The sequence below is a fragment of the Robertmurraya mangrovi genome (genome assembly GCF_034427655.1).
In the GTDB taxonomy this organism is placed as follows: Bacteria; Bacillota; Bacilli; order Bacillales; family Cytobacillaceae; genus Robertmurraya_A; species Robertmurraya_A mangrovi.
The window spans coordinates 370,220-391,031 of the sequence record NZ_JAXOFX010000002.1 but is presented as its reverse complement, the minus strand read 5'-3'; the positions used below and the strand labels follow the sequence as shown (position 1 = coordinate 391,031).

At 37.1% G+C, this 20,812-nt stretch carries 20 protein-coding genes; 6 read left to right on the top strand and 14 right to left on the bottom strand.

All coding sequences use genetic code 11. The features are described 5' to 3' along the window. Positions 1 to 20: 20 nt before the first annotated feature. On the bottom strand, positions 21 to 356 hold the full coding sequence (locus SM124_RS05005) for a YolD-like family protein (RefSeq protein ID WP_322445183.1): 336 nt from the start codon (positions 354 to 356) through the stop codon (positions 21 to 23). Between the two features lie 23 nt (positions 357 to 379). Further along, entirely contained in the window at positions 380 to 1,639 is a 1,260-nt protein-coding gene (locus tag SM124_RS05000) for a Y-family DNA polymerase (RefSeq protein ID WP_322445182.1), read from the bottom strand. Between the two features lie 205 nt (positions 1,640 to 1,844). Between SM124_RS05000 and SM124_RS04995 the strand changes: the two genes are divergently transcribed. Continuing rightward, positions 1,845 to 2,039: a YqzH family protein gene (locus SM124_RS04995; RefSeq protein ID WP_322445181.1), complete on the top strand. Its 195-nt coding sequence runs from the start codon at positions 1,845 to 1,847 to the stop codon at positions 2,037 to 2,039. A 44-nt stretch (positions 2,040 to 2,083) separates the two neighbouring features. Here the strand turns inward: SM124_RS04995 and SM124_RS04990 are convergent, their stop codons facing one another. Together SM124_RS04990 and SM124_RS04985 are read right to left on the bottom strand one after the other, a co-directional pair. Then, a complete protein-coding gene (locus tag SM124_RS04990; protein ID WP_322445180.1) occupies positions 2,084 to 2,881 on the bottom strand; it encodes an SDR family NAD(P)-dependent oxidoreductase in 798 nt (265 codons plus the stop codon). A 4-nt stretch (positions 2,882 to 2,885) separates the two neighbouring features. Then, complete coding sequence (locus tag SM124_RS04985) at positions 2,886 to 3,854, bottom strand: MBL fold metallo-hydrolase (RefSeq protein WP_322445179.1); 969 nt, start codon at positions 3,852 to 3,854, stop codon at positions 2,886 to 2,888. Positions 3,855 to 4,467: 613 nt separating this feature from the next. Between SM124_RS04985 and proC the strand changes: the two genes are divergently transcribed. The 3 genes from proC (at position 4,468) to namA (ending at position 7,867) form a co-directional block, all read left to right on the top strand. Further along, entirely contained in the window at positions 4,468 to 5,307 is an 840-nt protein-coding gene (gene proC, locus SM124_RS04980) for a pyrroline-5-carboxylate reductase (RefSeq protein WP_322445178.1), read from the top strand. A 106-nt stretch (positions 5,308 to 5,413) separates the two neighbouring features. Then, positions 5,414 to 6,556 (top strand): glycosyltransferase family 2 protein, encoded by a 1,143-nt coding sequence (locus SM124_RS04975; RefSeq protein WP_322445177.1) that lies wholly within the window; start codon positions 5,414 to 5,416, stop codon positions 6,554 to 6,556. Positions 6,557 to 6,850: 294 nt separating this feature from the next. Continuing rightward, positions 6,851 to 7,867, top strand: coding sequence for an NADPH dehydrogenase NamA (namA, locus tag SM124_RS04970; RefSeq protein WP_322445176.1), 1,017 nt, complete (start codon positions 6,851 to 6,853; stop codon positions 7,865 to 7,867). Between the two features lie 158 nt (positions 7,868 to 8,025). Here namA and rnz read toward each other — a convergent pair whose 3' ends face one another. The 4 genes from rnz to SM124_RS04950 form a co-directional block, all read right to left on the bottom strand. Beyond that, positions 8,026 to 8,952 carry a ribonuclease Z gene (rnz, locus tag SM124_RS04965; protein ID WP_322445175.1) on the bottom strand — a complete coding sequence of 309 codons (927 nt, stop codon included), beginning with the start codon at positions 8,950 to 8,952 and terminating at the stop codon, positions 8,026 to 8,028. A gap of 107 nt (positions 8,953 to 9,059) precedes the next feature. Next, positions 9,060 to 9,860, bottom strand: coding sequence for an ABC transporter permease subunit (locus tag SM124_RS04960; protein WP_322445174.1), 801 nt, complete (start codon positions 9,858 to 9,860; stop codon positions 9,060 to 9,062). Between the two features lie 22 nt (positions 9,861 to 9,882). Next, positions 9,883 to 10,680 (bottom strand): ABC transporter permease subunit, encoded by a 798-nt coding sequence (locus SM124_RS04955; protein WP_322445173.1) that lies wholly within the window; start codon positions 10,678 to 10,680, stop codon positions 9,883 to 9,885. A gap of 7 nt (positions 10,681 to 10,687) precedes the next feature. Beyond that, positions 10,688 to 11,572: an ABC transporter ATP-binding protein gene (locus SM124_RS04950; protein WP_322445172.1), complete on the bottom strand. Its 885-nt coding sequence runs from the start codon at positions 11,570 to 11,572 to the stop codon at positions 10,688 to 10,690. Positions 11,573 to 11,988: 416 nt separating this feature from the next. Between SM124_RS04950 and zwf the strand changes: the two genes are divergently transcribed. Continuing rightward, the gene (gene zwf, locus SM124_RS04945) at positions 11,989 to 13,458 is read left to right on the top strand and encodes a glucose-6-phosphate dehydrogenase (RefSeq protein WP_407691377.1); all 1,470 of its coding nucleotides are present in this window, start codon (positions 11,989 to 11,991) and stop codon (positions 13,456 to 13,458) included. Between the two features lie 88 nt (positions 13,459 to 13,546). Here zwf and gnd read toward each other — a convergent pair whose 3' ends face one another. The 6 genes from gnd to mce all read right to left on the bottom strand — a co-directional run bounded on the left by gnd (position 13,547) and on the right by mce (position 20,448). After that, the gene (gene gnd / locus SM124_RS04940; RefSeq protein WP_322445170.1) at positions 13,547 to 14,956 is read right to left on the bottom strand and encodes an NADP-dependent phosphogluconate dehydrogenase; all 1,410 of its coding nucleotides are present in this window, start codon (positions 14,954 to 14,956) and stop codon (positions 13,547 to 13,549) included. Between the two features lie 203 nt (positions 14,957 to 15,159). Beyond that, positions 15,160 to 16,422: a DNA polymerase IV gene (locus SM124_RS04935; RefSeq protein ID WP_322445169.1), complete on the bottom strand. Its 1,263-nt coding sequence runs from the start codon at positions 16,420 to 16,422 to the stop codon at positions 15,160 to 15,162. 111 nt (positions 16,423 to 16,533) lie between these two features. Next, positions 16,534 to 17,010 carry a chemotaxis protein CheW gene (locus SM124_RS04930; protein WP_322445168.1) on the bottom strand — a complete coding sequence of 159 codons (477 nt, stop codon included), beginning with the start codon at positions 17,008 to 17,010 and terminating at the stop codon, positions 16,534 to 16,536. Between the two features lie 225 nt (positions 17,011 to 17,235). Further along, positions 17,236 to 18,357 (bottom strand): M20/M25/M40 family metallo-hydrolase, encoded by a 1,122-nt coding sequence (locus SM124_RS04925; protein WP_322445167.1) that lies wholly within the window; start codon positions 18,355 to 18,357, stop codon positions 17,236 to 17,238. A 125-nt stretch (positions 18,358 to 18,482) separates the two neighbouring features. Beyond that, positions 18,483 to 20,033, bottom strand: coding sequence for an acyl-CoA carboxylase subunit beta (locus SM124_RS04920; RefSeq protein ID WP_322445166.1), 1,551 nt, complete (start codon positions 20,031 to 20,033; stop codon positions 18,483 to 18,485). Between the two features lies 1 nt (position 20,034). Continuing rightward, positions 20,035 to 20,448 carry a methylmalonyl-CoA epimerase gene (gene mce / locus SM124_RS04915; RefSeq protein ID WP_322445165.1) on the bottom strand — a complete coding sequence of 138 codons (414 nt, stop codon included), beginning with the start codon at positions 20,446 to 20,448 and terminating at the stop codon, positions 20,035 to 20,037. Between the two features lie 232 nt (positions 20,449 to 20,680). Between mce and prli42 the strand changes: the two genes are divergently transcribed. Next, positions 20,681 to 20,776, top strand: coding sequence for a stressosome-associated protein Prli42 (gene prli42 / locus SM124_RS04910; protein WP_322445164.1), 96 nt, complete (start codon positions 20,681 to 20,683; stop codon positions 20,774 to 20,776). Positions 20,777 to 20,812: the final 36 nt, after the last annotated feature.

Below are 20,812 nucleotides of genomic sequence, written 5' to 3'. Positions count from 1 at the left end.
GCTAGTAATTTGGCGGACTTTTATTCTTCTGAAAGTCTTACATCGGCTATGGATGAAATTGAAATACGGTGCACCTCTTCGAAACGATCAACCACATGTATTTTATGATTGATCTCATCCCAATAATGAATATGACCAATGACTAATTCATAATTCTGTTTCCGGTAATGTGTGATTGTTACCGTCTTTCTAAACTCCATTGCCTCAAAAATAGCTTCATTCATTGATTCTAGATGCTGTTCATCCACTTCTTTTTTCACTTCATAAGCATCTTCTTTTGCCCAATCACGTAATACCCTCACATGTTCTGGTAGCATCATAGATGTCCATTTAATCCTACCTCGATCGCGAATCATATCTCCACCCCCTTCTTGTTGCTCTACATTTTATGTCCGCCCACTAGTTTGGCACGATGTTTTGCTGTCCCAGCATTTGTATAAGATACAGCCCTTAGCAGTGCCCCTGATCCAAAACGGTTTCTAATTTGATCAACAACATAGCCTAGCTCTCTTTTCTTCCATCCATTTAAATCAAAAATATTTAATTGATATTCTCGGTCGTCCACGATATTACTGAGGGCCATAGAAATTTTCCGAACGGTTTTTCCTTCGTAATTTTCTTGAAAAAGCTCTAGACAGATACGATAGATATCCATTGTAATATTCGTTGGCTGTTCAACCGTTCTTGACCGATAAAAACCACCGCCAAATTCCTCTTGGCTATAGCTAACACCAAAACTAATCGTTCGCCCTGCCTTTTGATTACTCCTGGCCCTTCTTGCGACCTCCTCACACATTTCCAAAATAACATTTTTAATTTCATGTTCTTCTTTATAATCCCTGAGTAATACTTGGCTTTTACCAAAACTAATTTGCCCTTCCATAATGGGAGCACCAATCTCTGAAAGGTCAATTCCCCACGCATGATAATAAAGCTGATTTCCCATGACCCCAAATTTCTTTTCAAGTTTTTTTAAATCGTAGCGCGCAAGCTGGCCAACTGTAAAAATACCCATGCCGTTCAATGTTTTTTCTACTTTTCGGCCAATTCCCCACATATCCCTTAACGGAGACACCTTCCAAAGTTTTTCTTTTACATCCTCATAAGTCCATTCTGCAATCCCTTTTTTCTTTGCTTCTAGATCGAGGCAAAGCTTTGATAGAAGCATATTAGGACCGATTCCAATAGCACAAGGAAGCTGAAATTCCCGTTCAATATCGTCCCTTATTTTTTTGGCGATTGTCATGGCATCTCCCCAAAGGTTTAACGCCCCATCAACTTGAATAAAACTCTCGTCAACACTGTACGTATGAATGGCCTCTTTTGGAACATAACGATGAAAGACACGAGTAATTTCAGTAGAAATTCTAATATATGTAGCCATTTTCGGCTCTACTATTTGTATTCGTGGATCTTGAGGAATTTCGAACATACGAGAACCCGTTTTAATCCCAAATTCCTTTTTCATTTTCGGAGATGCTGCTAGTACGATACTCCCTTGGCGCTCTTTATCACCGACAACAGCTAAATAACATTCAAGTGGATCAAGGCCTAGCATGACCGCTGAACAGCTTGCATAAAAGCTCTTCATGTCAATGCATAAAATTGTCTGCTGTGGCATCTCGCTGTAATCGACCATGATCCTACCCTCCTTCAAAGTAATTTAAAGAACATCCGTTCTGTTTATAGTATATTACTTATATTAAGGGAATATACGTTCGGTTTCAATGGAAATATTTTTACATTTAACGACAGCTCCTTTCTGATGTTCAGGGCCATGTCTGTTATATTTCAGATGCCACTAAAGGGATAATAGAGTTATAATCTCTTTTGAGGTGTCATTTATGGACAAAAAATTCATTTATAAAATGGTTCAAAATTGCTTTAAACAATATCGACATGAATTTGATGAGATTCCGTTAACGGAAGAGGATTTTGAGGAGCTTTATTGCAAAATTGTAGAAGCAAGAAAAAATGATCCTGACCATTCACTACATGATATTATCAACGATCTTGTATATGAATTTTATACAGGCTAAGAAGAAGAAAAAAATCACCTCAAGGAACGAGGTGATTTTTTTAACTATTTTTGATTAAAAGCCCGCTTTCCAATTCGCTCAAATACCCTTGGAAATAAAGCGTAAAATACGCTGCCAAGATTCATCCAGCTAGGCAGATTAATCTCTCTTGTACGAGTAAGCATCGCATCTACCACTTTCTTAGCTACGAATTCCGGTTGCAGCATAAACCTTTGTATATTTTTCACATATGTACCTTGTTCGTCTGCAATGTTGAAGAAATTAGTCGCAATGGGACCTGGATTTACAGATGTAACGAAAACATTTAAGTCGGCAAGTTCCATTCTTAAACTATTCGTATAACCAAGAACAGCATGTTTGGTAGCAGAATAGACACTTGATTTTGGAGTGGCAATTTTCCCGGCTTGAGAAGCGATATTGATAATGTGACCGCTTCTTTGTTCCCTCATAAAGGGGAGAACCATACTTGTACAAGCCATTAAACCTACTACATTTACGTTAAACATCCCTTTTACTTCATCCACGCTTGCTTCATGGGCTTCACGAAAAATTCCATAACCTGCGTTATTCACAAGGATGTCAACCGTTTTAAGATCCTTTAATACGGTTGTGAACACTTCATGAATGGCATCGGTATCAGAAACATCCAAACGATGAACTTCTATTTTGACTGGATATTGATTTCCCAAATCCGATTTAAGCGCCTCTAACTTATCTAGGCTTCTAGCAAAAAGATAGAGATTCGCTCCCCTAGCTGCACAAAGTCGAGCGATCTCAGCACCGATTCCTCCCGATGCTCCAGTAATGAAAATATTTTTTCCACTAAGACTCTTTGTTGTCATTTACTCACCTCAGGTTAGAAGAATAGCGATACACACCATGGTCATTGTTAATATAAATTTCCTCTAAATCAACTAAATAGTCAAGCTGAGCAACCGTTTCAGATAAGGTTAAAGATAATTCACGCTCATAGACAGTAGGAAAAAGGCGTTGGCAGGTTTCAAAAACCGTTAAAGATTCTTGATCTAGCCACTTTTTCACCTGCATGGCACGTTCATGCTGACGTTTTAACCTTTTTTCTATAAGTTCATTTGTATTTATGACTTCCTCTCCATGCCCCGAATAGACTAATTGAATAGGGTATTCCCGTAGCTTTCGTAAAGAATGGTTGTACTGAAGAAGCGATTTAGGTCGCTCCACTTCACCTGGTAGGGGTGGCTCAATAATTGGATTAGGTGAGATATGGGCTAAAATGTGATCTCCACCAATAAAAACTCCATCTTTCTCACGGAATAAACCAATATGACTTTGCGCATGTCCAGGAGTTTCAATCACTCTCCACTCCTCTAAACCTAACGGATAATCTCTTTCTGCCAAATGACCTGTTAAAGAACGATTACAGGAGTATATTAACGTTTTCTTCAGTCCTTCAATAAACTTAAAGAACCGATCAGGTATTCCAAACTCAATAAAAAGTTTGTGAAAAAACTGCTGATGCTGACTATAAAAATCTTCTGTACGGTTTAGCCATCTTTCATTAACCCAATGACCGTACACAGGTAGAGTTTCTGGGAAAAAGTCCAGTAATCCAGCATGATCTGGATGATGATGGGTTAAGACCACCTGCTCTATGTCAGAGGGAGTGAGGTTTAACTCTTTAAGCTGTTCATTTAAAGAACGCCACGCTTGATCTGTTTTAGGGCCGACATCAACGAGAGTAAGGCGATTTCCCTTCACGACATAGACATTTACATCGCCAACGGGAAAAGGAGTAGGCAAAGAAATTTTAGCAATTCCGTTTTTCCATTCAGTCATTTTTTATCTCCTTAAACATTATATTTAAATAAAAAATCTTCTTTTACTTTTAGAAGTATTATGAAAAAAATCATTTTACAAAAATATATGTAATTAGCTTATATACAGCCCTAGCTACTCTAATATATGTAACCTAAACAATAAATAGCATTAGTATGTAATCATAAGTGTATCTCTAAACATTTTAATTGTCATTATTTTCACATAATTAAATCAAAAAAATGTTTCTTTATATAAAAAATTCACCTTGACAGACATGCTGAATTTCTAGCATAATCACAATTAAAATTTACTACGTTAAAGAAGCAATGATTAAGGCCAGTAAATGGAGTAAAGACGAAAGAGAGTGAAGCTCATCGGCTGAAAGGCTTCACCGTCCCCTTACCCATTGAACCTACCTTATGAGCTGTTAGGAAAACCTAGCCGCCTCTCCAGCGTTATTGGATTCGAGTTGCAGACTCTCTTTGCTCAGGGGGACTGTGAATGAAGGTGGTACCACGGAAGCTAAGACCTTTCGTCCTTTTTACAGGATGAAGGGTCTTTTTAATTCTTAAAATAGCAAGTAAGAATTTTTCTCTACGTTAAAACTATAAAAACTAAGGAGGAGATTGGATTGAAAAAACTAGCAGTAATTGGGGCAGGTTCCATGGCAGAAGCACTTATTTCAGGTATTGTCGAAAATAAGTTACTTAGCGGTAAACAAATATGGGTTACCAATAGGAGTAACGAGGAAAGATTACAACAATTAAACGAGCAATATGGAGTGAGCACCTCTTACAACTGGGAAGAAATTTTAAATGATACTGATCTTATTGTGCTAGCCATGAAGCCTAAAGATGTTGCTTCAGCTGTTGAGCAATGTAAGCATTTTTTAACAAAAGAAATGCTGATTGTATCAGTTCTTGCAGGTGTTTCGATTGAGAGTATAGAAATACTTGCCGAGAAATCACTAGCCATTGTAAGAGCTATGCCCAACACATCTGCCACTATTGGAAAGTCTGCAACGGCTTTAGCCGCAAACGAAAACGTCTCCTCATCACAAACCAAATTAGTAAAAACCTTATTTGAAACGGTCGGACTTACGACTTTTGTAAAAGAAGAGCAATTAGATGCCGTAACAGGGTTAAGCGGAAGCGGTCCTGCTTATATCTATTACCTTGTAGAAGCTATGGAGAAAAGCGCGGTTGAAATAGGATTAGAAAGAGAACTGGCCAAACAGCTTATTGTTCAGACCCTACTAGGTGCAGCAGATATGCTTTCAAAGACAACTAAAAAGCCAGAGCAGTTACGCAGAGAAGTTACGAGCCCAGGCGGAACAACGGAAGCAGGAATTAAAGTATTAGAGACGCATGGGGTCCAAAAAGCATTTATTAACTGCATCCAAGAAGCGACTGCCCAATCAAAGCGTATGGGAGAGTCCTTAACCGCAGAGTTAACTATCTCTAAAGGTTGATTTTGGGGTTTCGTAATTTTTACTCAAAGAAGCTTATAAAAAACACATTGAAAATTACCTAGCTCAAAAAACTTGTTTACAATTTTAGAAAAAAGGCATGGTATGTATGATATTAACAATATTACTTTCCTTAAGCTTGCTCATTTGGATAGCTGCACTCATCGATGCCATTATAGGATTTAATAACTTAAATCGGCTTGAGGAGGAAGAGCCATCACAACAAGGACCTAAATTATCTATTATTGTAGCTGCTCGTAATGAAGAAAAGTCCATTGAACATAGTATTAAGAGTCAGTTTTTACAAAAATACGAACCTATTGAATGGATTCTGGTAAACGATCGTTCCGTTGATCAAACCGGAAAAATAATGGATAACATTCAAAAAGAAGATTCAAGAGCGAAAGTCATTCATATTGAGGCATTGCCAGCGGGATGGTTAGGGAAAAATCACGCTTTACATGTTGGTTCAAAAAAAGCCTCTGGAGAGCTGCTATTATTTACAGACGCTGATGTTATTTTTAAGGATGATGCTATTGGGAAGGCCGTTCAATATTTTACCAAAAACAATCTAGACCACCTAACTGCAGCCCCAAACTTAAACGGAAAAAGGTTTTGGTTAAGAAGTTTTATTGGATTTTTTCTATTTGGGTTCTCCTACTATAAAAGACCATGGCTCGCTAATAGGAAGAGCTCAAAGACAGGAATGGGGATTGGGGCATTTAACTTAGTTTCAAAAGAAGCATATAAAAAATTAGGTACACATGAAACCATTAAAATGCGACCGGACGATGACCTTATGCTTGGTATGCTTATGAAGCAAAGGGGCTTTAATCAACGAATTGTGACCGCCTTGAACCTTCTTGAGGTGGAATGGTACGGTAGTTTGAGAGAAGCTTTTATTGGCCTTGAAAAGAACACATTTGCTGGGCTCCATTATCGAATGAGTATGGTTTTACTTGCAATCACTGGTACCTTTTTTTCACAAGTACTTCCGTTTTTCACTTTATTGAGTACAGACACAACAATTTTTCTCTTAAGCTTTGCCAATGTTGTTGTGTTAGCGGTTCTATACAGCATTATTATTAGAAGAATGACAACCTTCTCCCCCTCTATGTTTTTGGTCTTTCCAATCACAGCCCTTCTCTTTATTTACTCTATTATTCGAGCAAGCTTCCTTACTTTTGTAAGAGGTGGAATTGTATGGAGGGGGACAAAATATCGATTGAGTGAACTCAGAGAGAAAAAGTAAGCTTTTTTTGTAAGGCTGTTTTCATGATGATTGTTGTTTTTGTAAAAATCCAAAGGCCGATTTTTAGCCCTTAATAGTTAAAGAGTGCTACAAATTTAGATGGTAAGGCTTTTTCTAAAACTGATAAACTTTTAAGCCCAATATAGGATGTATATTTTATAGGCTGGTTTAACTATGTGAGAAGCAACAAAGTTTTAGAAAAGAGCCTTTTGTAAAGCAACTTCTTTTTCAAAATGAGAGTCCCCTGATATACTGTAATTATTTAGGACACCGAAATAAAGGAGGTTATTTATCTTGGCACCAAAACTATTTTCACCTTATACGATTAAGAATGTTACTTTTAAAAACCGAATTGTGATGGCACCGATGTGTATGTACTCAAGCCATAACGAAGATGGTAAAGTACAAAACTGGCATTTAACTCATTACACAAGTCGTGCTGTTGGGCAAGTTGGTTTGATTATTGTTGAAGCAACGGCGGTTACAGCTCAAGGAAGAATCTCTCCTCAAGATTTAGGAATTTGGGATGACAGCCATGTTGAAGGCTTAAAGCAATTAACCGATTTAATGAAGGAGCATGGAGCTAAAACAGGAATTCAACTGGCTCATGCAGGTAGAAAAGCTATGATTGATGGTGAAATTATTGCACCTTCTAGTCTTCCTTTTAATGAAAAAATGAAAACACCAAAAGAAATGACAAAAGAAGAAATTAACGAAACCATCTCAGCTTTTGTAAAAGGAGCAAAAAGAGCTTTAGAAGCTGGATTTGATGTGATTGAAATTCACGGAGCACATGGCTACTTAATCAACGAATTCTTGTCTCCGTTAACCAATAAGCGAACAGATGAATATGGTGGTTCTCCTGAAAATCGCTACCGCTTCCTACGCGAAGTAATCGATGGAGTGAAAGAAGTATGGGAAGGGCCATTATTGGTGAGAGTTTCTGCTTCCGATTACAATGAGGAAGGCTTACACATTGAAGATTATGTTCAAATGAGCAAGTGGATGAAAGAACAAGGTGTAGACTTAATCGACGTGAGTTCAGGCGCAGTTGTACCCGCACATATCCCTACATATCCAGGTTACCAAGTAGGATTCGCTGAAAAAATAAAGCATGGCGCTGAGATACCAACTGGTGCAGTCGGCCTGATTACATCCGGTCTACAAGGAGAAGAAATTCTTCAAAATGATCGTGCTGATTTAATTTTTATTGCTCGTGCCCTTCTACGTGATCCGTACTGGCCACGAACAGCAGCAAAAGAGTTGGGATACGAAATTGAGCCACCGAAGCAGTATGATAGAGGCTGGTAATAAAGAGGGCATGATGCCCTCTTTTTTATGTTCGCAAAAATACTGGGATTTTCGCAAAAAAAAATCATTTTTTCGCAAAATAAATCCGAAAATCACAAAATTATTTACTTTTTCGCAAAAAGCCCACGATTTCGCAAAATTAACCTAAGCCCTCCACTCTACTTCTGAACTGGAACTACAATCTCCATGAAATCTTCCGCAACAACGGTGTTTGGGAAGATGGTTTGTGCTTCAGCAGCCAACTCAAGAGAGGCAACTTTGTCATATCTGGAGCTTATGTGCGTTAAACAGAGCTTTTTTGCATTAGCTTGGACAGCAATTTTGGCCGCTTGATAAGAGGTTGAATGAAAATAATCATAGGCTAAGTTTTCATCACCCATAGAGAATGTTGCTTCATGGACAAGCAAATCTGCTTCTTTTGCCAATAACACTGAGGCTTCTGAAATCCTCGTGTCTCCTAAGATTGACACAATTCTTCCCTTTTGATCGGGACCAACGAAGTCCGCGGGATCTACAACAGTACCATCATCTAGTATCACTTGTTCACCATTCTTAATCTTCTTATACAATGGGCCCGGGGGAATACCTGCTTCCTTTAGCTTTTCGACCATTAGTGTACCAGGGCGATCTTTTTCGATAATTCGATAGCCATAAGAAGGGATTCCGTGTTCTAACAATCTCGCCTCCACTAAAAACTGGTCATCCTCAAAAATCATTCCCTCTTCTATTTCAATAATATGTAAAGGGTATTTTAAAAACGTCTGACTAACGGCCAAGCTGACTTCAATATATTCCTTCAATCCTTTTGGACCGTAAACCGTCACTTCGGTATCTCCAGCTTGGAAGGAACGACTTGAAAGTAAGCCAGGAAGACCGTATATATGGTCGCCATGGAGATGAGTAATAAATATTTTTTCAATTCTTCTCGGTTTAATAGATGTATGTAAGATTTGATGTTGAGTAGCTTCTCCACAATCAAATAACCATATGGCTCCTCTTTCTTCCAAAAGCTTTAAAGCGATAGATGTCACATTTCGAAGCTTAGCAGGAATTCCGGCACCTGTACCTAGAAAAAACACTTCCACGTACCTCTCACTCCTTTCAAATGAATAATCCGATGCCAAAGTAGCATCGGACTTTTTTCTATACTATATCATAACTTGGTTACTCGTCATTTTCAAAGCTCTTACAGTTAAATCCTTAAATCTCTTTTCTCATAAAAGAAATAGGTAACCCAAATGGAAGCGAGGATCATCATAAGGGATAAAAGTAGATAAACCATTTCTAAGCCTTCGCCAACTAATATATTTTTTGCTTCAAAATATTTAAAAGGAGTCAAAAACCGTAACCCTTCAAGCTTTTCATTTAAATCTATTATTATTGATAATAGAAACGTGAATAGCAACAGTCCCGTTGATAAAGAAGTTGCTGCCTTTGAGTTTTTATTCAAACTGGCAATCGCGGTCCCGATGACCATAAACAATATTTGTAAAATGAACATTCCGATTAATAATATAACGATTTCAGAGGTTAAGTTACGGTCCCCTTCACTATAGTAGTTCACGATTAAAATAGACGCAGTTAATGTGGTTATATTAAGTATGAGAATGTTGGTAAGGGAAGCTAGTAGTTTTGCCGTGATGATCTCTTTCCTCGAAACCGGCTTTACTAACAAAAACTCCGCTGTTTTATCCCGCTCCTCTTTTGATACAATATTTGCCCCTAACATGGCCCCATGTATAGAGGTCATAATCATTAAATATAAAAAGAGGACCCCAAAATAACCACCTACTGTTGATAAATCTAGACTCCCCGTTCCCATGATAGACTGTAACACTTTCGGCATACTAGCCATCAGTTCATTCATGGATTGTCCTGAAGCTTCCATGCCCCCGTACTTACTCATCCCACCTACTACCATCAAAATAACCCCTATACACCAAATCATGAGAGATTTTCTGTGAGCTTTTAACTCATGAAAAAACATATTCATCTAACATCCCTCCTTTTAAAACCTACACGGCTTGAATGTCCTTTTTTCCATAAATATAGTAACTCAACCCAATCGCCAAAAGAACAAAGCCTAAGCCAATAAAAATATATGACCATTCATAGGTTGAGTTTTTTATAATATAAGATGGTTCAAAATATTTAAATGGAGTCATATAGCGTACTTTTTCATCTCCTGTTGTGGCACCGAACATGCCAATAAAAAAGAAAGCAAATACGGTTCCAAGGGAGATGGGCAAAACAGCCTTAACTTTTCTTAAAACAACAGATAGGAACACGCCTAATGACATAAACATGATCTGAATAAAAAACAAGGTTATGGAAATCAAGATAAATTGGCTCAAACTAAACGATTCTGTTTTATCGTATGAGGCCATGGTAATAGCTACAATTAAGAAAGCGATATTGGTAATGACTAATGAAGTAAACGCTGCTAGCAATTTAGATGTTATAATTTGAGTACGAGTTACTGGCTTCGTTAACAGAAAATCGGCTGTCTTTTCACGTACTTCTTTAGACACAATGGAGGTTCCTAGGTTCATAGCCTGGATCGCGCCACAAAGGGTAATATAGAAAAATACATACGAATAAAACCCTAGCAAAGATGTAATACTCTCCACTTCAAGCCCTACCGCTTTTCTCAATGCTTCTGGAAACCCTTCAAGCAACTTTTTAACTTCATCCGCTTCTCTGGCAAATGAAGGAAACATGGAGAAAAGGAGAACCACTAAAACAAGGATGGAACTAGTCCAGATAAAAGTAGATTTTCTGTATGCTTTTAATTCATGCAAATACATGTTCATCTCGGGTTTAGTCCTCCTTTTCATAATAGTGCATAAAAATCTCCTCTAAATCAGGTTCCTCTACCCATAAGTTTGAGATTTCCACTTCAGCAATTTTATTCATCATGCTGTTTATGTTCCCTTTAAATAAGAAGCTAACCGTCTGGTCTTTTACCTCTAAATTATTTACTCCACTTATATTAAAATGTTGTTTATCTATTTTTGAAGGCATTTCAATCTTAAACTTTTTATAGTTGTTTTCTTTCAAGGTACTAATTTTTTCAACTTTTACAATTCTTCCTTCTTTTATAATTGCAACACGGTCACATAGACGCTGAACCTCACTCAATATATGAGAAGAAAATAAAATGGTAGCGCCTTTTTTATTTTCCTCTATTAATAAATCAAAAAACTTCTGCTGCATAAGAGGATCTAAACCACTTGTTGGTTCATCAAGAATAATCAGTTTAGGCTCATGAAGAAGTCCTTGAACAATTCCTACTTTCTTCTTATTCCCTAGTGATAAATCATCAATTTTCTTAGTTAAATCTAACTGCATCACTTCTGCTAAATCTTTAATTCTACTAGTACAGTCTTTCTTATAAAAACTAGCTGAGTATTTGAGTAAATCCATTACCTTCATATTGTCATAATAAAAGACCTCAGAAGGCAGGTAGCCAATTTCCTTTTTTATCTCAGGTGCAAACTGAATACAGTCTTTTCCAAAGATTTTTGCATTCCCACTCGTAGGATAAATTAGTGACAACAAGGTTCGAATCGTCGTAGATTTCCCTGCCCCATTCGGTCCGATAAACCCAAAAATCTCACCTTGCTCAACAGAAAAACTAACATCTGTAATTCCCCGGTTATTTCCATAAGTTTTTGTTAATTTATTTATTTCAATTGCTTTCAAGCTTACCCCTCCCTTAAGCATTCTTTTATCAAAAGAATATGTTTTTACACCTTAATCATACTACACACATTAAAATTATGAAATATATTTATTGATTTATTTCATAAAATTTATTTCTTGTTATTTACTATGTTTTTGGATAGTTCCTTAAGAATAGATGAAAATATAGGTATACGTTTATTAATCTACATAGAAGCTGAAAAAATTAGCGAATCTTGCCACATAATGATTGCTTATTTGGTCAGAAACCGATAAAATTTTGTATTTGTATGGGTATATTTTTTCAGGGTCAGTTTAAGTCCTGTTATATTATCGTTGTTTTTAAAAAAGTACATAAATAATACATATTAAATGTGAATTCAGTTGAAGAGGGGTTCTATATCGTGAAACAGAACGGAAAGCCGACTGCACTAATAATGATTTTTGGAGCAACAGGGGACTTAGCAAATCGTAAACTTTTTCCTTCTCTTTATAAGCTATTTGAAAAAGATAAGCTTTCAGAACAGTTTGCTGTAATTGGTATTGCTAGAAGACCGTTAACAAATGATGAATTTCAAAACAATGTAAGAAAATCAATCCAATCAGCTTCAAAAGATGATAATCGTGTAGATGAGTTTGCTTCACACTTCTACTATCATTCATTAGATGTGACTGACTCTGATTCTTATGTTTCATTAAAGAAGCTTGCTGGTGAATTAGATGAACATTATCAACTAGATGGAAATCGTATTTTCTATCTAGCAATGGCTCCAGAATTCTTTGGAACTATTGCCTTGCATTTGAAGGAAGACGGACTAACAGATGTAAACGGATTTAAACGTCTAGTCATTGAAAAGCCATTTGGTCATGATTTAGAATCGGCCAAGGAGTTAAACAACCAGATCCGAACAGCCTTCTCTGAAGATGAGATTTATCGTATTGATCACTATTTAGGTAAAGAAATGGTTCAAAACATTGAAGTTATTCGTTTTGCCAATGCCATTTTCGAACCACTTTGGAATAACCGTTTCATCTCTAATATTCAAGTAACATCTAGTGAAATATTAGGCGTTGAAGAAAGAGGCCGCTATTACGAAAAAAGTGGTGCGCTCAGGGATATGGTTCAAAACCATATGCTTCAAATGGTTGCCTTACTTGCCATGGAACCACCGATTCGTTTAAATACAGAAGAAATTCGCTCTGAAAAAGTGAAAGTGTTAAGAGCCTTACGCCCGATGGAGGGAGATGAAGTGGAGCAATACTTTGTTCGAGGGCAATATGGTAGTGGAACAGTAAGTGGGGAAGACGTTCCTGCCTATCGCAATGAAGTCATGGTATCCGAAGAATCAAATACCGAAACATATGTTGCTGGTAAATTGATGATTGACAACTTTAGGTGGGCTGGCGTTCCAATCTATATCCGCACTGGAAAAAGAATGGAAACAAAATCTACTAAGATTGTCATCCAATTTAAAGATATTCCAATGAACCTGTATTACCGTACAGAGCAAACATTAAATCCAAACTTACTTGTCATTCATATTCAGCCTGAAGAAGGAATTACCCTTCACCTAAATGCTAAGAAAGCTGGACAAAGCATGGAAGCTACTCCTGTTAAATTGAATTTTGCTAATAAAGGGATTGATGGAATTAACACTCCTGAAGCCTATGAGAAGCTTCTATTCGATTGCATGCGCGGGGATGCTACTAACTTTACCCATTGGGATGAAGTAGCACTTTCATGGGGATTTGTCGATAAAATATCTGAAGTATGGGAAAACAGTAAGGCTAAAAACTTCCCTAACTACGCTTCCGGGTCAGTAGGGCCAAAAGAAGCTGATGAACTACTAGAACGTGATGGATTCTTCTGGTGGCCGGTAACAAATTTAGATGTTGATAATTGTTAAATAAACATGCCTCTCTGCCGTTTGGTAGAGGGGCTATTTTTTTACAAAAAAAGAGGACATACCTAGGTATGTCGCTCGTTTCTAATATTTATTCCATCCAATTAGTATGGAAGATTCCTTCTTTATCCACACGTTGATAAGTATGAGCACCGAAATAGTCACGTTGTGCTTGTAAAAGGTTTGCTGGCAATGTTTCTGTACGATAGCTATCATAGTAAGATAATGCTGCAGAGAAACATGGAACAGGAATTCCGTTTTGTACTGCCACACTAATGATTTCACGAAGTGCATATTGATAGCTTTCAACAATTTCTTTGAAATATGGATCAAGTAATAAGTTTTTAAGACCTGCTTCACGGTCATAAGCTTCTTTAATTTTTTGTAAGAATTGGGCACGAATGATACAACCACCACGGAAAATCATCGCGATTTCTCCGTAATTTAAATCCCAGCCATATTCCTCAGAAGCAGAACGCATTTGTGCAAAGCCTTGTGCGTATGAGCAAATTTTACTCATATATAATGCTTTACGAACGGATTCAACGAATGCTTCTCTATCTCCCGCAAATTTCTCGGTAGTTGGGCCGTTTAAAATTTTACTCGCAGCTACACGCTCATCTTTCATCGCAGAAATAAATCGAGCAAATACAGACTCAGTAATGATTGGTAGAGGAACACCTAAATCAAGAGCACTTTGGCTTGTCCATTTACCAGTTCCTTTTTGTCCAGCCGTATCTAAAATCACATCAACAAGCGGTTTACCTGTCTCATCATCTTTCTTTGTAAAAATGTCCGCTGTAATTTCAATCAAGTAGCTATCTAGTTCACCTTTGTTCCAGTCAGCAAATACGTGATGAAGCTCATCTGCTGTTAAGCCTAAAACATTCTTTAAAAGAAAATAAGATTCAGAAATTAACTGCATATCTCCATATTCAATTCCGTTATGAACCATTTTCACATAGTGACCTGCACCGTCTGGACCGATATAGGTTGTACATGGCTCACCATTCACTTTTGCAGAGATGTCTTTAAAAATAGGTGCTACTAATTCGTAGGCTTCTTTTTGACCACCAGGCATGATAGAAGGACCTAATAATGCTCCTTCTTCCCCACCAGATACTCCTGTACCGATAAAGTGAATTCCAAGTTCACTTAATTCTTTGTTACGGCGTTGTGTATCAACAAAATATGTATTTCCGCCATCAATTAAGATATCGCCCTTTTCTAAAAGTGGCTTTAATTGTTCAATTGTAGCATCCGTTGGGCCACCAGCTTTAACCATTAGCATGATTTTGCGTGGTTTTTCTAATGATTCTACAAACTCTTCAATTGTATATGTACCAACAAGATTTTTTCCGCTAGTTTCTGCTAGCATTTCATCTGTTTTTTCGCGTGAACGGTTGAAAACAGACACTGTGTAGCCTCTACTCTCAATATTCATAGCAAGATTTTTACCCATAACCGCTAAGCCGATTACACCAAATTGTTGTTTAGTCATTTTATTCGTCCCTTCTAATAACCTATAAATGCTTTTATTTTATGGCTGTTTTTACCGCCTTTTGAAATTGGTTAAACAAGATAAAAATTAGCCAATATTATAGATTAACCCACTATACTTTAGCAATTTTCAATAATAGATGCAACTATAATCACTGTTTAAGATCATAGTATAGTTTTTCATAAAACTTTAAGAAAAAAACATTATAATCCATCTTTTTTACTTTGGAGAAAGTCTTTATTGAAACTAGTGTCTGTTCCTATGTTAAACGACTGATTTACCCGTTTATTAGCATTTTCAATAATATTTGAGCCGTACTTTTCTTTCAATTTGGAAAGAGCGTCCAACAACGGTTCTTTTTTTGCATCCTTTTCAAACGAAAATAAATCCAGCTGCTTAACCGCTTGGTCTTGTTCCACTAAATCTGTTCCTGTAATTCCTAATAAGCGTACAGCATTGCCGTTCCAGTGGTCCTTAAATAATTGTGTAGCAACTAAGTGGATCTCCTCTTTTGTAGAGATTGGATTTTGAAGTTTTTTGCTACGTGTGACCGTTTTTCTATCCTTATAGCGAATCGTTACACTAACCGTCGTCGCTAGTACTCTTTTCCCTTTGAGCCTTGCGGAGACTTTTATAGCTAATTGTTCAAGTACTCGAATCAATTCTTGCTGATTATAAACATCTCTTGGTAGAGTCGTGGAATTTCCCACACTTTTAAAATCAGAAACCGCATCGGGGTCTACTAGTCTTCTATCCATTCCATTTGCCCGTTCTTTTAAACGCAAGCCATTTATACCTATAAGTGCTTTTACTTGAATTTCGTTTGATTCTGCTAAATCCTGAATAGTCTTAATACCGATGCCTCGAAGCTTCTCTGCTGTTTTTTTTCCAACACCGTGCATCTCTACCACATCTAATGGCCATAACACTTTAGGTACATCTCTTTTACGCAAAACAGTTATTCCCATTGGCTTTTTCATATCTGAAGCCATTTTGGCTAAAAATTTATTTGGTGCTACGCCAATACTGCAAGGTAAGTCTAGCTGTTCAAGTATTCTTTTTTGAATGGATTCTGCAATTTCTAAAGGAGTCCCAAATTCATAACTATCCGTAATATCAACATAGCCTTCATCAATTGAAACTGGTTCAACTAGTTTGGAATACTGCCTTAAAATCTCAAACATTCCGACGGAGGCTGCACGATAACGGTCAAAATTGGGTTTCATAACTAAAAGCTTGGGACAAAGTTTTTTCGCCTCCCATAGAGGCATCGTTGTTTTAACACCAAATTTCCGTGCTTCATAGCTACATGTAACAATGATGCCTCTCCGCTCCTCCACGTTACCAGCGATGGCTAAAGGCTTCCCTTTAAGAGTTGGATCATATGCCATTTCAACGGAAGCATAAAAGCTATTCATATCTACATGTAAGATCACTCTACCTCTTTTAGGATACATCTCCTTCATACAAGCACTTCCCCGTCAGTCATTCAAAGTACATTTTACCAAACTGTTCTGTCTTTAACATGTATTATTGACCACAGAATAGAAAAAAAGTAGCTCCAAAAATTACTTGAGCTACTTCACTTTTTCACTTTTCATAAATTCTTGTATCTCTCTAATTCCTTCTAGTGAACGAATCAGTAACAATGGGTCAATTAATGTAATAAGACGTGTCTCTAGATTCGCTACACCTGTGAAGTAACTGGTTTTTTGGTAAGCAACTAAGCCGACTTGTTTTAACTTGTCTTGAGGTATATTAATAATTTCTTTTGCCTCGTTTACCAAAACAGCTAAAGACATTTCTTCCGTATGAAGAACAATTAGTCTAATGGAATCACTATTATCAATTTGGCGATTGTATAAAACTCTTTCGAAATCGATAACAGGTATGAGCTCTCCCCTTACTTTTACAATTCCTTTTACGTATGCTGGTAAATGGGGAATAGGCGTAATTCCTTCCATTTTTTCAATGGAAATCACATATTGAATGGGTATTGCATATTCTTCTGTCCCTACTTGGAAGACAACTACTTTTAGATCCTCTACTGTCATGCTCAAGCCTCCTAACTAACATTCAAGTTTATCCTACCATCATATTACTAATTTACCATTCCTTTTGTCTAGTAAATAAAGCATATAGATTGCTAGATTAGGAACGTTCTCCATTTAACGCAATACTTCTTACCCATTATATCGGTAGCTCTAAGCAAATACTTAGTATAATTTAATTTAGATCATACGAAAAGAGAACCTCAGATAGAGATTCTCTTCCATTTCTTATGATTGTGAAACTTCTTCAATAATGGCAATAACCATTTCAGCTAATTTATTTAACTCTTCTATCGGCATACGTTCATTTGTTGTATGTATTTCTTCATATCCTACAGCAAGATTGACTGTTGGAATGCCAAAACCAGCAATTACGTTAGCATCACTTCCGCCACCGCTTTTTTGTAATTCACTGCTACGTCCAATTTTCGCTGCTGCTTTTCGTGCAACTTCAACCACATGATCGCCTGCCCCATATTTGAATCCTGGGTACATCACTTGAACTTCTACTTCTGCTCTTCCGCCCATCTCTTTTGCGACACTTTCAAAAGCATCCTTCATTTTTTGTGCTTGAGCTTCCATTTTTTCAGCTACAAGAGAACGAGCTTCTGCTAAAATTTCTACATGATCACATACGATATTCGTTTGAGTTCCACCTTCGAAACGACCAATATTCGCTGTTGTTTCCTCATCAATTCTTCCTAAAGGCATTTTTGCAATTGCTTTTGCCGCAATCGTAATGGCAGAAACTCCTTTTTCAGGTGCTACACCAGCATGAGCAGTTTTACCAAGGATCGTTGCTTTAACTTTCGCTTGTGTTGGAGCTGCAACAACGATGTTCCCTACTTTACCATCACTATCAAGGGCATAACCAAATTTTGCTGTAACTAACGAAGAATCAAGAGCTTTAGCACCTACTAGACCAGACTCTTCTCCAACTGTAATAATAAATTGGATTGTGCCATGAGGAATGTTCTGCTCTTTTAATAAACGCACTACCTCTAACATAACCGCTAATCCAGCTTTATCATCAGCACCTAGAATCGTTGTTCCATCTGTAACAACATACCCATCTTTTACAGACGGCTTAATCCCTTTACCCGGAACAACTGTATCCATATGGGAAGTAAAATAAATCGTGTCTACGCCTTCTTTTGTACCTTGAAGTGTGCAAACTAAATTGCCCGCTCCATGGCCAGTAACCGAAGTGGTATCATCCTCAAAAACTTCTACACCAAGGTCAGTAAATTTTTGTTTTAACACTTTTGCAATCTCGGCTTCATGCTTTGTTTCAGAATCAATTTGAACTAACTCTAAAAACTCATTTAATAATCTTTCTTCATTAATCATGTGGTACTACCTCCAAGTTGATTACTCACTAAAATAGTATAACTTTTAAAACCATTAAGCCGCAAATCATTGGTTATGTTAGCGGTTACAGGTTCATCTTTCAGTCAACTTATATACACTAACCTTTATAATGGAATATTTCCGTGCTTTTTATTTGGACGAGACTCTTTTTTGTTTCTTAACATTTCTAATGCTTGAATAATTTTAATTCTTGTTTCACGAGGGTCGATGACATCGTCTACCATTCCCATACTTGCTGCCACATATGGGTTAGCAAATTTTTCACGATACTCTTCAATCTTTTGAGCTCTAGTTGCTTCTGGATTTTCACTGCCTGCTATCTCTCTGGCAAAAATAATATTCGCTGCCCCTTGAGGACCCATAACCGCTATCTCAGCATTTGGCCATGCAAATACTAAATCCGCACCAATTGATTTACTATTTAGAGCTACATATGCTCCTCCATAAGCTTTTCTAAGGATAACTGTTAGCTTCGGTACTGTTGCTTCAGAGTATGCATACAAAATTTTCGCTCCATGACGGATGATTCCACCATGCTCTTGTTTGACACCTGGGAAGAATCCAGTAACGTCCTCAAACGTAATAATTGGAATATTAAAAGAGTCACAGAAACGAATAAATCTAGCTGCTTTATCTGATGAATCAATATCAAGACCACCAGCCATAAATTTTGGTTGATTACATACGAGACCAACCACTTCCCCTTTTACTCTCGCTAAGCCGATAACAATATTTTTTGCAAAGTCTTGTTGAACTTCCATAAAGGATCCTTCATCAACGACTTGCTCGATTACTTTTCTGACATCGTAAGGACGAAGGGCATCAAACGGGACAACATCCGTTAAGTCTGCACGATAATCATCTTCTTGGTCTAATTCCTGACGAGGCGGTTTTTCTTCATTGTTCTGAGGTAGATAACTTAGCAATAAACGAACTTGTTCAATCACTTCCTCTTCTGTTTCACCACGGAAGTGAGCATTTCCACTAATCGTATTATGTACTTTCGCTCCTCCTAAATCCTCAGCAGAAATTTTTTCACCTGTAACCGTTTCAATAACCTTAGGTCCAGTGATGAACATTTGACTTGTTTTCTCAACCATGAAGACAAAGTCTGTAATCGCTGGTGAATAAACGGCACCACCCGCACACGGCCCCATGATAACTGAAATTTGTGGAATAACACCGGAATAAATAGCGTTTCGGTAAAAAATGTGACCGTAGCCGTCAAGTGAAAGTACTCCTTCTTGAATTCTTGCACCACCAGAATCATTCAAACCAACAAAAGGAGCACCATTTTTAGCTGCTAAATCCATTACGTTAGCAATTTTATTAGCATGCATTTCCCCAAGTGCCCCACCAAACACCGTAAAGTCCTGAGAAAATAAATAAATAGGGCGTCCGTTAACTTTTCCATAGCCAGTTACAACTCCGTCTCCAGGGCCACTTTGGTTTTCTAGTCCAAAATCACGGCAACGATGTTGAATAAAAGGATTAAGTTCCACAAAGGTTCCAGGATCGACTAGTAATTCAATTCTTTCTCTAGCAGTTAATTTCCCTTTTTCATGTTGTTTTTCGATTCGGTCATCTCCACCACCAAGCTCTACTTCTCTTCTTCTGTCATAAAGTTCATTAATTGTTTCGTAGATGTCTGCCATATTATTCTCCCTTTCCTGTTTTTTCACAAAGCTCATATAATACACTGCCTGTTGATTTCGGATGCATAAACGCTACCATTGCTCCACCCGCACCCTTTTTCGGCACATCCTGTATCATTTGTATTCCTATTTCTTTAATTTCATCTATTCGAGCTTGGATTGATTCCACTCCAAGTGCTACATGGTGAATTCCTTCCCCACGCTTTTCAATAAACTTTGCAATGGCACTCTCTTCACTTGTAGGTTCTAATAGCTCAATCTTTGATTCCCCTACTTGTAGAAAGGCTACCTTTACTCTTTCACTCTCTACTTCTTCTATTCCTAATAATTCTAACTTTAAAGTATCTGTATAAAAGGGCAATGTTTCATCTATAGATTTTACTGCAATTCCTATATGATCGATTTTCTTAATCACGTTTTCCCCTCCACCCGTTAACTAAATAGAATATAAAATTAATATTCGCTAAACTTGTCGAAAATCCTTCCAAAATCGAGCGGTTGTTCAATTTAGTTAAAGCTAGTAAAATAGAAGGGAGGATTGATTATATAATTTATAATTGCTAGCTATTAACGATAAAGTTTTCATAAACTTTTATTTATCCTTTATAATTGTTAGGTAACACCTTATATATGGAGGGATTTTATCTATGAAAAATAAAAAAACGAGAAAAATTGTTGTCTATTTAATGATATTTGCTATGTTAGCCTCAACTCTTCTAATGGGCGCATCTATGTTCTTTTAATAGCTAATTTATGGGTTTACTACTCATATCATATAA